The 14550-nt window shown below is 54.9% G+C and carries 12 protein-coding genes; 6 read left to right on the plus strand and 6 right to left on the minus strand.

The window, feature by feature from the left end:
• The first annotated feature begins 97 nt into the window (after positions 1 to 97).
• The 3 genes from RIB44_13035 to RIB44_13045 all read left to right on the plus strand — a co-directional run bounded on the left by RIB44_13035 (position 98) and on the right by RIB44_13045 (position 2275).
• The gene (locus tag RIB44_13035) at positions 98 to 388 is read left to right on the plus strand and encodes a putative quinol monooxygenase (GenBank protein MEQ8617491.1); all 291 of its coding nucleotides are present in this window, start codon (positions 98 to 100) and stop codon (positions 386 to 388) included.
• A gap of 226 nt (positions 389 to 614) precedes the next feature.
• Entirely contained in the window at positions 615 to 1703 is a 1089-nt protein-coding gene (locus RIB44_13040; GenBank protein MEQ8617492.1) for an isocitrate/isopropylmalate dehydrogenase family protein, read from the plus strand.
• A gap of 143 nt (positions 1704 to 1846) precedes the next feature.
• Positions 1847 to 2275 carry a DUF4826 family protein gene (locus RIB44_13045; GenBank protein ID MEQ8617493.1) on the plus strand — a complete coding sequence of 143 codons (429 nt, stop codon included), beginning with the start codon at positions 1847 to 1849 and terminating at the stop codon, positions 2273 to 2275.
• An 89-nt stretch (positions 2276 to 2364) separates the two neighbouring features.
• Here RIB44_13045 and RIB44_13050 read toward each other — a convergent pair whose 3' ends face one another.
• The 4 genes from RIB44_13050 to RIB44_13065 all read right to left on the minus strand — a co-directional run bounded on the left by RIB44_13050 (position 2365) and on the right by RIB44_13065 (position 8564).
• Complete coding sequence (locus RIB44_13050) at positions 2365 to 4740, minus strand: DUF1592 domain-containing protein (protein ID MEQ8617494.1); 2376 nt, start codon at positions 4738 to 4740, stop codon at positions 2365 to 2367.
• A gap of 60 nt (positions 4741 to 4800) precedes the next feature.
• Positions 4801 to 6129 carry a DUF1552 domain-containing protein gene (locus RIB44_13055; protein ID MEQ8617495.1) on the minus strand — a complete coding sequence of 443 codons (1329 nt, stop codon included), beginning with the start codon at positions 6127 to 6129 and terminating at the stop codon, positions 4801 to 4803.
• Positions 6130 to 6312: 183 nt separating this feature from the next.
• Complete coding sequence (locus RIB44_13060; GenBank protein ID MEQ8617496.1) at positions 6313 to 7824, minus strand: mercuric reductase; 1512 nt, start codon at positions 7822 to 7824, stop codon at positions 6313 to 6315.
• 14 nt (positions 7825 to 7838) lie between these two features.
• Complete coding sequence (locus RIB44_13065; protein ID MEQ8617497.1) at positions 7839 to 8564, minus strand: TVP38/TMEM64 family protein; 726 nt, start codon at positions 8562 to 8564, stop codon at positions 7839 to 7841.
• Between the two features lie 108 nt (positions 8565 to 8672).
• Between RIB44_13065 and ugpC the strand changes: the two genes are divergently transcribed.
• The gene (ugpC, locus tag RIB44_13070) at positions 8673 to 9773 is read left to right on the plus strand and encodes a sn-glycerol-3-phosphate ABC transporter ATP-binding protein UgpC (protein MEQ8617498.1); all 1101 of its coding nucleotides are present in this window, start codon (positions 8673 to 8675) and stop codon (positions 9771 to 9773) included.
• A gap of 58 nt (positions 9774 to 9831) precedes the next feature.
• Here the strand turns inward: ugpC and RIB44_13075 are convergent, their stop codons facing one another.
• Entirely contained in the window at positions 9832 to 10734 is a 903-nt protein-coding gene (locus RIB44_13075; GenBank protein MEQ8617499.1) for an alpha/beta hydrolase, read from the minus strand.
• A 29-nt stretch (positions 10735 to 10763) separates the two neighbouring features.
• Positions 10764 to 12194 (minus strand): POT family MFS transporter, encoded by a 1431-nt coding sequence (locus RIB44_13080; protein MEQ8617500.1) that lies wholly within the window; start codon positions 12192 to 12194, stop codon positions 10764 to 10766.
• Between the two features lie 406 nt (positions 12195 to 12600).
• On the opposite strand from RIB44_13080, the gene RIB44_13085 reads away from it, so the two are divergent.
• Positions 12601 to 13287 (plus strand): response regulator transcription factor, encoded by a 687-nt coding sequence (locus RIB44_13085; protein MEQ8617501.1) that lies wholly within the window; start codon positions 12601 to 12603, stop codon positions 13285 to 13287.
• Between the two features lie 446 nt (positions 13288 to 13733).
• A complete protein-coding gene (locus RIB44_13090) occupies positions 13734 to 14546 on the plus strand; it encodes a response regulator (protein ID MEQ8617502.1) in 813 nt (270 codons plus the stop codon).
• The last annotated feature ends 4 nt before the right edge of the window (positions 14547 to 14550 follow it).

Below are 14550 nucleotides of genomic sequence, written 5' to 3' on the forward strand. Positions count from 1 at the left end.
ATTTACAGGATGAACAGGATCATATTTTGAATCTTAATCCAGTCGATCCTGTAAATCCTGTCGAAATTGAAACGCAACCGAACGCAAGAGTATCAACATGTATATCGTCACCGTCACTTTTGAAATTGCCGCGGATCACCTCGAGGAGTTTCGCACCGCGATGCATCAGCAGGCTGAGAATTCGCTTCAGCTCGAGGCGGCTTGTCGGCAGTTTGATGTTTGCTTTTGCACGGACTCCCCCGTCCACTGTTTTCTCTATGAGAAGTACGACGATAAAGCGGCATTCCAAGCTCACCTGGAAAGTGATCACTTCAAAGCCTTTGATGCGCTCGTCGGACCTTGGATTGTCAGCAAAACGGTGAATACCTGGAATCTGTCCATTAACTAGAGATAAAGGGTGAGAATCTGAACCACAACGAACAACGGACACGACGAATGTCAATCTCTTTTAGATGACAAGAGCTGTCCCCGAATCTGACATAGCCTCAGTTATCTAAAGGGTTTATGAGGCACAACTTTCTAAACTTCTTTCTTCTTGCCTATCTATTAGCTCGTCGTGTCGTTGTGGTTAAACCTAACACTGGACTGAATATATCTTTCAGAAGAATTAGACTATGACTTCCTACAGAATCGCATTACTCCCCGGTGACGGCATTGGCCCTGAGTGCATGGACGCCACGCGTCTGGTGCTGGACCGTCTTCTCAGTCAGACACCTGAACTTGATCTGTCCTTCACTTCCCACCGCGCTGGGGCGGAGCTTTATCGCGAGACGGGCGAGACACTCCCGGGTGCCGTGCTGGAAGATTGCTTGGATGCGGACGCGGTGTTGCTGTCGGCCATCGGTTTGCCTGACGTTCGCCAGCCGGATGGGACCGAAGTCCAACCCACAATGATGGTTGGCCTGCGACGGGCGCTGAACGTTCATTCGGCGGTGCGGCCCGTGAAGCTCTATCCAGGTTCTCCTTGCGTCCTGAAAGATACTGGACCAGGGATCGACTTTATTGTGATCCGCGAGAATCTCGAAGGCCTGTTCGCTTCGTTCGGTGGCGGCGGGAGAGTGGGCGATGAAGTCGCCAGCGACACACTGATTGTTACCCGCAAGGGAACGTCACAAGTCGCGGACTTTGCGTTTCGTCTTGCCGGGCGGCGCAACGGACGGCCCAGCGATGGTCAAAAGAAAGTCACCTGTGTTGATAAGGCGAACGTCTTTCGCAGCATGGCGTTCTTTCGTGATGTGTTTTTCGATGTGGCTAAAAACTACCCAGACATCGCCAGCGATGCCGTCTATGTCGATGCGATGAGCCTCTACATGGTGCAGAACCCGTGGGACTTCGACGTACTGGTGATGGAAAACCAATTCGGCGACATTCTCAGCGACTTGGGCGCGGGGATCGTCGGCGGCTTGGGCCTCGGCCCGTCCGCAGAAATCGGCGAGCAGCACGCCCTCTTCCAACCCTCCCACGGCACCGCCCCGCAACTCGCCGGCAAGAACGTCGCGAACCCACTGGCGACGATTCTCTCCGCCGCAATGATGCTCGACTGGCTGGGGGACCGGCACAATGACGAGGCTTGCCTTACAGCGGCGGTGAATCTCGAAAAGGCAGTCGCAGACGTTCTCGAAGCGGGGGAAGTTCGTACTGCCGATCTTGGCGGGAAGGCTTCGACGACTGAGATTGCTGAGGCGGTGGCGACCGAGTTGTGATGTTGGCTTAGCGTTTCACGCTGAATGCACTATGCCTTCGGAGCGCATCTTTAGTCGGGCATCAAAACGGAACTAGTATGTGCATGGTGGGTGCAGCTCGGAAGCACCGCCTCAGAACACGCGTGATGAGAGGGCCGTACCATATGACCGACGAAGAATTTGCTCAATGGAACGCTGAGAAACGTAGTACTATTGCAGCCTATCTAGAACAGCAGAGCATTGGATCCCCAAACATCGGAGAATGGCCTGCGTGGGAGATGGCCCCCCACTTTGGCATCTGGTGTATTGAGTCGCAGAAGCAGCCAGGAAAGATAGGCTGGTGGGCTTTTGCCGGGGACTGCCCAACTGATTATGTTTCAGAGAGCGGTGCTTGTCATCCGCGTTCTGCTCTGCGCGAACTGGTCTGGAACTGGGAAGGATACGTAGCTCACATGAAGGAGGGTCGCCAACCACCCGATACGACATTTCATACAGCACGCCATGACCTAGACGAAGTCGCAGGACTACTTGAGAGCCGCGTTGGTGTGTTAAAGGACTGGCTCGCGGAAGATGGACTGTGGGAAGACCGTTAGTACTCGGAAAATGCGTTCACCTTCATCGACTGAACCGCTCGACAAGCAAGTGGACTTCTAATCCTGGTGCCTTCCTCTGCAACGATCACTCAATCTCCACGAAACGCCTCGCTCACGCTAATCTCGGCAATCAAATCCGCAAACCCGCCCCGTTTACGTTTGTGCCTCTTCACAATCTTGTCGATGGCGATTCGTTCTTTTACGGTCGTGGGGTGGCCGACGGCATGAGCTAAGAGCTTGGCGGTCAGCGCGTGGGTGAAACGGTCTTTTTGGCTCAGGAGGATGTCCTTCATCTCAAGCACGCCATTGAACTGTGGACCGTTGTAGATTTTGCCTGACGCGTCGATTGGCTTCTGTTTTCTGCCGTAGGTGTCGCGCCAGGCGCCGATGGCGTTGAAGTTTTCCAGGCCGAAACCCCACGGGTCGATGCGGCGGTGGCATTCGTTGCAGGTTTCGATGTCGCGGTGTTTGGCGAGCATTTGGCGGATGGTTTTCGCACCGCGGACGTCGGGTTCGATTGGCTCGACATCGGCGGGCGGTGGTGATGGGGGCGAGTCGAGCAGGTTCTCCAGAATCCACACGCCGCGGACCACCGGCGAGGTGCGTGTGCCGTTGGACGTGATCGTCAGCATGCTGGCATGGCCGAGCAACCCGCCGCGGGGGCTGCCGCTGGGGAGTGAGACGCGACGGAACTCTGAACCTTCGACTCCGTCGATGCCGTAGTGGCGAGCCAAGCGCTCGTTGAGCATCGCGAAGTCGGGCGAGAGGAAATCGCTGACCGGAAGATTCTCGCGCAGCACTTCGCGAAAAAGTGCTTCACTCTCTGATCGCATCGACTTTTCTAAGGCCAGATCATAATCAGGGTAAAGCTTCGGATCGGGCGGCATGGCACCCACCTTACGCAGCCCCAGCCACTGGCCAGCGAAATCGAGAATGAAGCCCTCGGACTTTTCGTCGGCAATCATCCGTTGGACCTGTGCCTTGAGTACGTCGCGACGGGCCAGCGTGCCTTCAGAGGCAAGGTGCATCAGTTCTTCGTCGGGCATCGTGTTCCAAAGGAAGTACGACAGACGACTCGCCAGAGGCCAATCTCGGTGTTCGTCAGTTGGCTCGCGATTGTAGAGAAAGCGTGGCGAGCAGAGCACCGCTTCAACCAGTTGTCGAAGTGCTTGCTCGGGCGACTGCCCCGCCTTGACGGCGTCGACTAAGGCCTTGAAATAGAGATACGTGACCTCCTTATCGACTTCGTCTCGAAAGGCCCGGCTGAGGAAGGTCTGCAACTCCTCACGCGAGATCTTCCCTTCTTTGCTGAGCAACCGTTGTTGCAACGGGGGAGGCCAAGACTCTAAAAGTGGCCCCTCGATCTTGATACTTCGCAGGTGCATCAGTTCGCCAGCGAGTATTTCTTTCCCTTGAAACTTGATGTACGGTGGATCTTGCAGTTGCTGGCAATCGGCGGCGTGGATGAAAAAGCTTTCGCCCTCCTCAAGTTCGCAATCGACTTCGTACCACGACATCGTCGGCTTCATTTCCACGAGGCCGACCATCCGCCCACCGGTCGTGCCATCGTAGGCACTTTCGATCGGCGCCTCCATCGCCATGATCGCCACGTTCCGAGTCCGCTCTTGTGGCAGGCGACTTTCTAGCAGCTTCAAGCGGAAGTTGTTGGCGTTCTTCGCCTTGATCCAATTGTAGTTCTTCACCTGCTGGTCAAGTTTGTAACGGTTGTCGGTTTGGTAGCCCTCGAACGCGATGCGATACACTCCGGTACGCGGCGCGACGAACTTCTTCGGCCAGGAGACAACCGACCGGTTTCGACAACTCCAGGTGACATAGCGATCCCCCTCGCGAATGACTTCCTTGCCGGGCTGAATTTCGTGGAGCCGAAGTTTGAGATCGACCCGCGGGTCGCGTCCTTCGACGATCGTCTCGCCGGCAATGCGTCGGGCGTTTCGCTGGAGAACGTCCATGAATTCGCCGGACTGACCCAGCGTTGAGGCCATGTTGTCGAAGCCAGCGACTTCGGGATCAGGCGGAAGTCCTGGGGTGATACTCAGGTGTGTCCCCAGCAGGTCGCGAACGCTATTCTCCAGAGCCGTATGACTTAGGCGGCGTAGTCGTAACGTATCATTGGAACGGCTGATCTCCGCGACGCGACGTAGTTCGTCCTGGACCGCCCGCATGAAGATTTGCAACTCTTGCTTGGTGGGGCGAGGCTGCTCTTCAGGTGGCATTTCACCGAGCGTCACAAGGTCGAGCGCATCTTGCCAAGCGACGGCGACCGCAGGATCAGTGAGATCGCGCGAGAGCGTGTCGATCCGGAAGTCGCCCTTCTCTTCACGGCGGTCGTGGCAGACGATGCAGTGCCGTTTCGTAAAGGCATCGACGGCGCGGACATACTGGCGCTGCCCGTGTGCGCAGCGGCAGGATAGAAGTGCGATAACGAAGGTTAGAAGGTATCTCATATAATAGACGCTACCATCGGCAGGCTTACGCCTCGCGGTTCTGGGGCGCGTGGTTGGTGGTTACGACTTGAGGAATTCGTTGACGTTGCCGTTACTGCCGGCAAACGACTCGATTTCGAGGCCCGATTGTTGGAGCATGGTGACGAACAGATTCGTCAGCGGGGTACCCTCTTGCAAACGGATGTGCTGGCCGTGCTTGAGGCCGCCGCCGGCTAGTAAGACGGGAAGGTCGCGATTGGAGTGCGAGCTGCCGTTGCCCAGTCCGCTGCCAAACAGCACTTGCGTTTCATCCAGCAGGGTGCCGTCGCCAGCAGGGATGGACTTGAGCTTCTTGAGAAATCTCGCCAGCGACTTCGTATGAAGCGTTTCAATGGCGATCAACTCTTCGACCACCTTAGGATCTTTGCCGTGGTGCGATTGGCCGTGGTAGTTACCAATGCGTCGCCCATTGGCGCGGATGGGCATGCCGCCACCGGGGATATTCACGGTGACGACCCGGGTTGAATCCGTTTGCAAGGCGAGGGCGGTTAGGTCGAGAACGAGATCGAGGTTTTCGTGGTAGCTGGTTGCTCGCTCAGTCAACTTAGGAACGCGTGGTTTGGGCGTATTTAACCACTCGAGTTGGCGACCGATGCCTTGCTCCACGTCGCGGACCGAAGTCATGTATTGGTCCATCTGCTGGCGATCAGAATTCGAGAGCTTCCCAGAAAGCAGTTTGGCGTCCTCGTTCACCAAATCGAGAATGCTCCGACCGGCTTGCATCGAGCGGGCGGTCTTCTTGGGATGGGGATCGTTCACGAACAGCTTGCGAAAGATATCCAGCGGATCGGCCATCGCCTGCAGGGCTATGCCTTTGTCGTTCCAAGACATCGCATCGGCCGGGCCTGCCTCAGCAGCACCAAATTGCAAAGACTGAAAGCGTGTGTCTGAGCCAACGGACTTAGCGACGACTTGATCAATGGTAATTTGATTCCGAATAATCACCGACTGGCCCACACGTTCGGGCTGATAAACGCCGGACAAGAACGCAGGCGTCCCCTTGTGACCGCCGTTCACGCCGGGGTGATCGGCATTGGAAATCAGCGTGAAGTCGTTGCGCAACTCTTCCAGCGGTTTGATCAGCCGCGGGGCATTGTAGTTGCGGCCCGTTTCCTTGGGGTTCCACTCACCGGGATACATACTGAGCGAAACGCCCATGCAGACAAGCCGCGGGGCAGCGATGGCGGGTCCTAGTGTTGCACCCTTCGCAGCAAACACTTTGGATGCCGTGCCGAGCGACTCAAGAAACGGCAAAGAGAGGCTCGCACCAACGGCTGCGAGACACTGCCGACGATTCAGTCTGGGGGTCTTCGATTGCGGGATCATCTTCTCGTTCTCTGGGCCTGCCATGACTTCAGGGCCTATTCAGCTGCCTAACTAAATTGTACACAATTTCAGAGTTGCACGAGACCGCACGTTCAATAAGTGGGCAAATACCACTGTAATTCTAGGGTTTATTGTCGTTCGATCGCTTATCACCACTCGCGATAATTCCGGAGACTAGGTTCCAGAGACCGGGTTCCAGAAACTGGGCTAGCGGGACCAACGCAACCACCAACCCATAATGTTCTTCACCAGCGGCGTCAGCCGGGTCTTGTTGTACTGATCTCCCAGCTTGCGAATGGCGTCGGCTTGCGTGGGATAAGGGTGAATCACGTTAGCAAGGCTACCCAGGCCGACGCCGTTTTCCATGGCGAGCGTGACTTCGCTGATGAGATCACCGGCGTGGGACGCGACGATCGTCGCGCCAAGAATCTTTCCTTTGCCGCGCTCGGTGTGCACGCGAACGAAGCCTTCGGGGTGACCGTCAAGAATCGCCCGATCCAGATCCTCGAATGATTGCTCGTAAGTGTCTATTTCGATGCCTTGCTGCTTTGCTTCCCTCGGATAGAGGCCGACATGAGCAACTTCGGGTGAGGTGTAAGTGCACCAGGGAATCGTTAGCGCGCTCGCCTTTGCACGCCCGAGGAATAACGCGTTGCGAATCACCAGTCGTGCCATGAAGTCGGCAGCGTGAGTGAATTGGTACTGCGAGCAGACGTCGCCCGCGGCGAAGACGTTAGCGTTGGTTGTACGTAGGCGATCGTCGACGATCACTCCCTTCTTCACATCGTACTTGATGCCTGCCTCTTCCAGGCCCAGGCCTTCGACATTCGGTTTACGTCCCGCGGCAACGAGGAGTTTATCGACCGTTTTATCGTAGTGTTCGCCGTGGGAGTCGACTTGTAGTCGCACGCCGCCACCGTCGGCTGAAGAAAGTTGCAACTCTTTTCCACAACAGAGTAGTTGTACGCCGTCATCGAGCATCGCTCGTTTTACGATCTCCGCGGCATCAGGGTTTTCACGCGGAAGAATCTCGTGCGAGGCTTCGACGAGTAAAACTTCGCTGCCAAAATTTGCGAAGGCTTGCGCCATTTCGCAGCCGATTGGCCCAGCCCCGATCACGGCAAGTCGCTTGGGGAGTTCGGTTAAGGAGAAAAGTGTCTCGTTGGTGAGATACTCCACATCCTTGAGCCCGTTGATTGGTGGTGCCGAGGCTCTGGCACCAGTGCAAATCACAGCTTTTTTGAACTGAAGCCGTTGGCCGGCGACTTCGATTGCTGACTTGCTGGTAAACTTTGCTTCGCCGAGAAAAACGTCGACGCCTAGATCCCGGAAGCGTGCGGCTGAGTCGACGTGACTGATCGAGGCACGGAGTCGACGCATACGCTGCATAACAGCAGAGAAGTCAACGGTCGGCGAGCCAGCGCTGACGCCCCAAGCTCCCGCTTTCCTAACACTGCGTGCTGCTCGTGCTGAGGCAATCAAGGCTTTCGAGGGAACACAGCCGACGTTCAAACAATCGCCACCCATGAGATCGCGTTCGACGAGCGCGACTTTTGCTCCTAGCCCCGCCGCCCCCGCAGCAGTCACGAGCCCCGCCGTTCCCGCACCAATGACAACCAAGTTGTACCGACCGCTGGGCTTGGGATTTGTCCAGTCGGGCGGGTGGACGTTTTGCTCGAGACGCTTGTTGTGCTCGTCGTGAGGTTGGAGTGCTGCGATTCCTGACATACTTATTAGTTCTCATCAATGCGATCGCGGATGGCTTTTCGGGCGAGCTTTGTGACGTAGAACGTTACGCCAATCGTCACGAGCAAGCCGGCAACCAGAAATAACTTCTCAGCAGTGCCACCTTCGTACTTTCCCCGTGCTAAGTCGGCCAAGTTTTTTGCCAAGGTACCAAAGTAGACGTACATGATCGTCCCTGGGAACATGCCGATCCAGCTTGCCAGGAAGTAATCACGAAGCTTCACATTCGTGACACCGAACAAATAGTTTAGGGCGTTGAAGGGAAACAATGGTGAGAGACGTGTCAGGAGCACCATCTTGAAGCCTGCATCCTCCACGGCTCGATCCACGGCTGCGAATTTGGGATAGTCCTGAGCCTTCTGCTCAACAAAGCCGCGAGCGAAGTATCGACCAACCACAAAAGCAAGCACCGCCCCCAGTACGCTGCTGAGAGAAATCAGAATAGTGCCACGAAGCAAGCCAAACACAAACCCAGCACCTAGAGTGAGAATCAATCCCGGCACCATGAGCACAGTTGCCGCCACATAGACGACCAGGAACAACGCGTAACCGAGAAACTCTAGTGCCCGCACGTATTCCAAAAAGTCGGTCAAATACTTTCCGATTGGCAGAAAACGTGTGGCGACGAACAGCGCGATCAGGATAACTGCAAACGTAGCGATACGGAGCAGGTGACGCGGCTTGGTTTGGCGTACTGTTCGTTCGTCTTTCATGCCTTGCCCCGCCTACGCGGGGCCTTCTTTTACCTAGAACTTCCTCATAGGTGCCTCGAAAGTTATTCTAATGCACTCCACAAGTAAATTAGTGATGAAATTACTACTATGGCTTCGGTTTCGCTCCAGGACCTGACAAGAGTTTACGCCACGGACACGAAGGCGGTCGATGCGGTCAACCTGCAGATTGAGGACGGAGAGTTCCTCGTGCTAGTAGGGCCTTCGGGCTGCGGAAAGACCACGACTTTGCGTATGATTGCCGGGCTGGAGACGATCACCTCCGGCACTCTGAAGATCGGCGATCGGGTCGTCAACGAGATGCATCCCAAAGACCGCGACATTGCGATGGTTTTTCAGAACTACGCCCTGTATCCGCACATGACGGTGCGACAGAACATGGCGTTCGCCTTGAAGATGCGAAAGAGGCCCAAAGCAGAGATTGCCGAACGTATTGAGTGGGCAGCTAAGCTGTTGGGGCTCGAGACGTTGCTGGATCGCAAACCGAAGGCCCTCTCCGGCGGTCAGCGGCAGCGTGTTGCCCTCGGACGCGCGATTGTGCGAAAGCCGGCAGTGTTTTTGTTTGATGAACCACTTTCGAATCTGGATGCGAAACTTCGAGTTGAGATGCGAGCGGAACTGAAACGCCTGCATCGAGAATTAAAGACGACCACCGTCTACGTCACTCACGATCAAGAGGAGGCGATGACCCTCGGCGATCGCGTCGTGGTGATGAATGAAGGTGTCGTCCAACAATGCGCGTCCCCATTGGAAATATATAACCAACCGTCCAATCGCTTCGTGGCAGGGTTCTTGGGGATGCCGCCGATGAACTTTTTTGAAGGTCAGTTGGATCAAGCGGCCTCGAGTGTCTTCTTTACATTCCCTGCCGGCACGTTGCCTGTGGATGGCGGGGCAGGAGAGTTGCTTGCCGGAGGAAAATCGCGAACCGTTGTGGCTGGGGTTCGACCTGAGGCGTTTTCGATTGAGCCCGAAAGCGGAGATCATGGACTAGCTGCCACAGTCTCAGTCGTTGAGCCCTTGGGCAGCACCATGGACGTTTACTTGCGTTTGGAGAACGAGCAAATGGTTGCTTGTCGAGTAGCAGCGAGCGAACTTTCTGAGGAAACGCGAGTGAGGGTCTGCGTTGATTCTTCCCAAGTGTATTTGTTCGATGACGACGACCAGGGCCTGAACCTAACTAGGAAGTAGCCGGCGAGCTAAGCCTCGCCAGGGATTATTCTTCGTGGGACGGCTAAGCCGCGAGCGGTTAGTTTGGGACCGTTAGCCCACGCAGCCTTAGCCACTCGACTGCACGATCCGGCCACGTGTGAATCACTGAGCCGTTTCGGGGGCGCGTTCCATAACCGTGGCCTCCAGTTGTGTAGACGTGCAGCTCGCCGGGGACATTACTTTTCTTCAAAGCCGAGTAGAAGAGAACCGCCCCGAGCGAGGTCGACTTATCATCGTGAGTATGAACGATAAAAGTAGGTGGCGTACCCTCGTCAGGTACGATCTCGGGAATTAGTCGGTCCGTTTTCTTGTCGTACATCTGCCACGGGTAGATCAGGAGAGCGAAATTAGCCGCTGCGCTCGCTTCGTCAATCGCGTCGATCGGTTCGTAGGCCTTTATTTCATTAGTCAGGTGAATCGCCGCGAGTTGCCCACCTGCCGAGAACCCAACAAGGCCAAGTTTCGCTGGATCAAGTTTCCATTCTGCGGCACGTGAACGAATCACTCGCATCGCACGGCGTGAATCGGCAAGTGGCCGCTTCCAATGCGGTCCCTCCTTGGTGTTCTTTGTGCGATAGTTCAACACGAACGCCGTGATGCCTTGCTCATTGAGCTTGGTCGCTAATTCCGAGCCTTCCAGATTTGGCACGACGTAGTTGTATCCTCCGCCGGGAAGTATTAGGACTGCTGCGCCGCTCGATTTACCTTCCGGCAAGAAGACCTCCATCTTTGGCGAGGTGACATCTTTCAGGCGAACAATCGGTGGGTCGCTCTTCCCGTCAGCCGGCATCGGCACGCCAACCTGCTTGGTGGTTTCGCCAGGAGCAAGGTCGGGCCAGATGAGGAAAGTTTCGCCTGCGGGTGCCAAGCTGGGGCAAATCAATGTTGAGGGCAGCCAAAGCAATAAAACTAAGGCAATTCTTGTTTTCGTTTCGAGCATGGTTATTCCGAGCTTTGGTTCCATGGTGGCTAGGCTTGCTCTTCGCCTTGGATATAAGTCTTGCCCTCGAATCGTATTGCTGCGAATACATACGCAATTGCCCCAACAAGCATGACTCCTGCAAAGAACCAGTAATAACTGGCCCCTTCGAGTTTTGTGCTTCCATCTTCATTTTGGATAACGGCGTTGACGACTGCGGTAAATTCGTTGCCTAGTGCAATACTCAATAAGAAAACCGACATAATGAACGACTTCAGACTGTTGGGGGCTTGGGTATAGCTGAGTTCGAAGCAACTGATGCTAATCAGCACTTCGGCAGCGGTGAGAACCAAGTAGGCGAGCATCTGCCAACCAACGCTCGGGGTACCACCTTGATCGATGTCAATTTGGATTAAGGCACTGATCACGAATACCGGCACGGCGAGAAACATGCCTATGCCTATCTTGCGCAAGAGTGTGAGCGGTACGATTCGATCGAGAACGGGATAGATCAAGTATGAAAACAGCGGAACAAGAATGAGGATAAATGCAGGGTTAGCTAGCTGAAGCTGACTAGGGCTCCAGGAGTACCCCATCCATGTCTGGTTCATCTTCTCGGCTTGCAGAACCCATGCGCTGCCAGTTTGGTCGAAAAGGCACCAGAAAGCTGCAACACAGATATAGATTGGTACGAGCCGTTTAATCGCCGAGATGCTCTCTGCGGAAAAGGCCTCCTCTAGAAACTCCTTTCCACGAGGAGGAACATGAATGAATCGATGTCGACCAAGCCAGAACACGAAAGTGGCAATGGCCATCAGTATTCCAGGAAGTCCGAAAGCCAAGGATGGTCCAGGCTCAAGTCCGATGGAGATTAGTTGCTCTCCGAAATTGCCGAAAGTCTCACGAAACTTGTCCGGATCCAACAGGATTGGAGTAAGGAACGAAGAAAGCACTGCTCCTAGGTTGATCGAAAGGTAGAACCACCCGAACACCCGGCTCATCAGATGCTTGTTCTTTGAGCCAAATTGATCGCCGACGTGGGCAGTCACGCAGGGCTTGATGGCGCCCATGCCCACGGCAATGAGAATCAGTCCCGTGAAGAGACCGACACGAGTTTCATCTAATGCCAAAGCAAGATGCCCTAAACAATAGACGACACTGAGGGCAAGAATTGTTGGATATTTACCAAATAGCCAATCGGAGGCGATAGCTCCTACTAGGGGGAATGTATAACCGGCAACGATAAAAGTGTGATACCAGTACTTCGCGTCTTCCTCGCTCATTGGTGCGAGGGCACCGCTAGAGTCGAGCAAATACTTCGTCATGAAAACTGTCAGAATAGTTCTCATGCCATAGAAACTAAACCTCTCTGCCACCTCATTCCCGATGATGTAAGGTATCCCGCCCGGCATCTTGTCGCTTGGCGGAGGGCTCGTGAGGTAGCCTGAAGATTCGGAATCGTTGCTAGCGGCATCAGACATGCATTGGGCCCGGAGAGTAAGTTCAGCCAAAGTTGTTGGCCAGTCTAACCCAAACTGCCTCATCACCCTACGGTAACCGGTTGCTGAAACGGAGAAGTCAGCAGAAGCTACGCATAAAAAGTGCCTCCCGAGGAGCGGGGCAGGCGCCCCTCGGAAGGCGAACAGACGAGCCAGAGGCTCGCCTGCTGGGCTCAGAAAGAAGCTAGGAGAGTAGACCTTTCCCCTAGATACCTCACATATCGACACTAGCAATGACAGCAGATTGTAGGGGGAAGCCCGATAACTGGTGTTTCTATTGGTGGTCAGCCACGGGATTGCTATCCTTCGCCCGTTCTCGACTTGCAGTCCTTCCTATTAATGAAGTTTGATCCCCACCGAAGTCAACCAAGGCACTCGCTCAGCACTCATGACCAGACGCACCCAGATAGCCATCGTTGACGACCACAGCCTAATCCGCAAAGGCATCATTCAGGTGCTCTCAGGACGAGACGATCTCGCTGTGGCAGGAGAAGCAGACAATTTATCCAATGCTCTCGAACTGTTCCGCACCCGCCACTTTGATCTCGCCATCATTGATCTCACACTACGTGAGAGCAGCGGTGTGCAACTGATTAAAGAGACGCGACGCCGCTTTCCTAACATGCGGATCCTAGTCGTCTCGATGGAAGATGAGGCGATCTTCAAGTCTCGGGCGCTAAAAGCGGGCGCCCACGGCTACTCGGAGAAAAAGGCTCCAAATAGCCAGTTTCTTACCCGCATTGACGAAGTCCTCGGCCTTAAAGAAGCCGAAGATCCGCTAGAAGCTTTAGTAAACGAATCCTCTGATCCGCAGCCGTTGGAGGTGCTCTCGGATCGTGAGATGGAAGTGTTCCAAGCCATCGGCGAGGGTCTTTCAACGCGCCTTATCGCTGAGCGAATGCATCGGAGTGTGAAAACCGTTGAATCGTTCCGGGCGCGCATCAAGAAAAAGCTCGACATCTCCGACAGCAACGAGCTGATGCAACGCGCAGTCCAGTGGCGTTGCCTACGTTTCGGTCAGCAAACCGGTGAAGATTCAACCGTCCTTCGAATTGAGACAGCACGGGTTGCGTAACTGGTGTGATCACCCCAAGTCATTCCGTGCGGCAGTCTGTATCCCGGTGCGGGTTATCGAAATTGCTTCTTTTTTAGGGAATTCCGCTGAGTTGGGCTTGTTGCTCGCCCCCCCTGCAGCGTAGCTTGGTTCCGATGTGAAACACTTATCTTAATCGCAGTAAGAACGAGCTCAGGCCTTGCACATGACTTGCGGGGCCCATCAAGACTGACAACTAGATAGATTTGCGACAGGGACGTCACGCTCCATGATCGCTAGGGATGAACCTTAGCGGAGCGTCACAACAACCGGAAAATCGCCTCGGTAACTGATCAACCGAGCATGCAGCATAGGAAGCAAGGCTGACTTGCCTCCAGATACGTCCCACTAAGTCCATTTACGGATATCGAACCCCTTGAACGCTCCTTACTAGGAGCTGTCACGGGCCGTGGTAGGAGAACCGCGCCGTGCTAGTCTTATCGCGTCGTCGCAACGACAAAATACTTTTCCCCAATTTGGGGATCACGATCGAGATCCTGAAACTCGATGGCCGTTCTGTCCGTGTTGGAATCAAAGCTCCCAAGCAGATAGATATCCGGCGGCATGAGCTCGATGATCGTGGTGAAGCTGTTCCCGAAAAGTCGCTTCCTGAGCTCATTGACTTAAGTGCGAAAGAATCAGGCTCGGAAATTGACTCGCTGAGCGTCGCTGAACGAGATCGCCAGTTGCGGGAGCGGGTGCATCTCGCAGCACTCTCTTTGACAGAGTTGAACTCTCGATTAGAGGTAGACCAGTATCCTGAGCTTGAAGATGCCATGTTCAAGATGTTCTTTGAGCTCAAGGCACTCGACGAAGAAATTGATCGCCGACAGAAATCGTTGCCACCGGCTGAGGAACCACCGAAGCGAACCGCCCTTTTGGTAGAAGACAACGTTAACGAATGCCGCCTGTTGGCAGGGTACTTGCGTTGTCGCGAGTTCAATGTATCGGTCGCTCACGAAGGAGAGGCGGCGCTCTCTTATCTCGAAGACAACGAGCAGCCCGATGTGGTCCTCCTGGACATGAATATGCCTGGGGTCGATGGACCTAGCACCGTTCGAGAGATTCGCCAGCGAAAAGAGCTCGACGGCTTGACGATCCTGGCAGTGAGTGGCGAAGACCCAGCCCACTATGGGGTAGAAGTCGGCCCCCAAGGGGTCGATGGCTGGTTCCCAAAGCCACTTGACCCCGAGTCGCTCGTATTCCGATTGGCGGTAGGTGCTGAAAAGAAGCCAGCCTAGTTGA

The sequence above is a fragment of the Lacipirellulaceae bacterium genome, from assembly GCA_040218535.1.
Lineage (GTDB): Bacteria > Planctomycetota > Planctomycetia > Pirellulales > Lacipirellulaceae > Adhaeretor.

Coding starts and splice junctions, on each gene's coding strand:
- RIB44_13035 (MEQ8617491.1), top strand. CDS start 98: ATGTATATCGTCACCGTCACTTTTGAAATTGCCGCGGATCACCTCGAG.
- RIB44_13040 (MEQ8617492.1), top strand. CDS start 615: ATGACTTCCTACAGAATCGCATTACTCCCCGGTGACGGCATTGGCCCT.
- RIB44_13045 (MEQ8617493.1), top strand. CDS start 1,847: ATGACCGACGAAGAATTTGCTCAATGGAACGCTGAGAAACGTAGTACT.
- RIB44_13050 (MEQ8617494.1), bottom strand. CDS start 4,740: ATGAGATACCTTCTAACCTTCGTTATCGCACTTCTATCCTGCCGCTGC.
- RIB44_13055 (MEQ8617495.1), bottom strand. CDS start 6,129: ATGGCAGGCCCAGAGAACGAGAAGATGATCCCGCAATCGAAGACCCCC.
- RIB44_13065 (MEQ8617497.1), bottom strand. CDS start 8,564: ATGAAAGACGAACGAACAGTACGCCAAACCAAGCCGCGTCACCTGCTC.
- ugpC (MEQ8617498.1), top strand. CDS start 8,673: ATGGCTTCGGTTTCGCTCCAGGACCTGACAAGAGTTTACGCCACGGAC.
- RIB44_13075 (MEQ8617499.1), bottom strand. CDS start 10,734: ATGCTCGAAACGAAAACAAGAATTGCCTTAGTTTTATTGCTTTGGCTG.
- RIB44_13080 (MEQ8617500.1), bottom strand. CDS start 12,194: ATGTCTGATGCCGCTAGCAACGATTCCGAATCTTCAGGCTACCTCACG.
- RIB44_13085 (MEQ8617501.1), top strand. CDS start 12,601: ATGACCAGACGCACCCAGATAGCCATCGTTGACGACCACAGCCTAATC.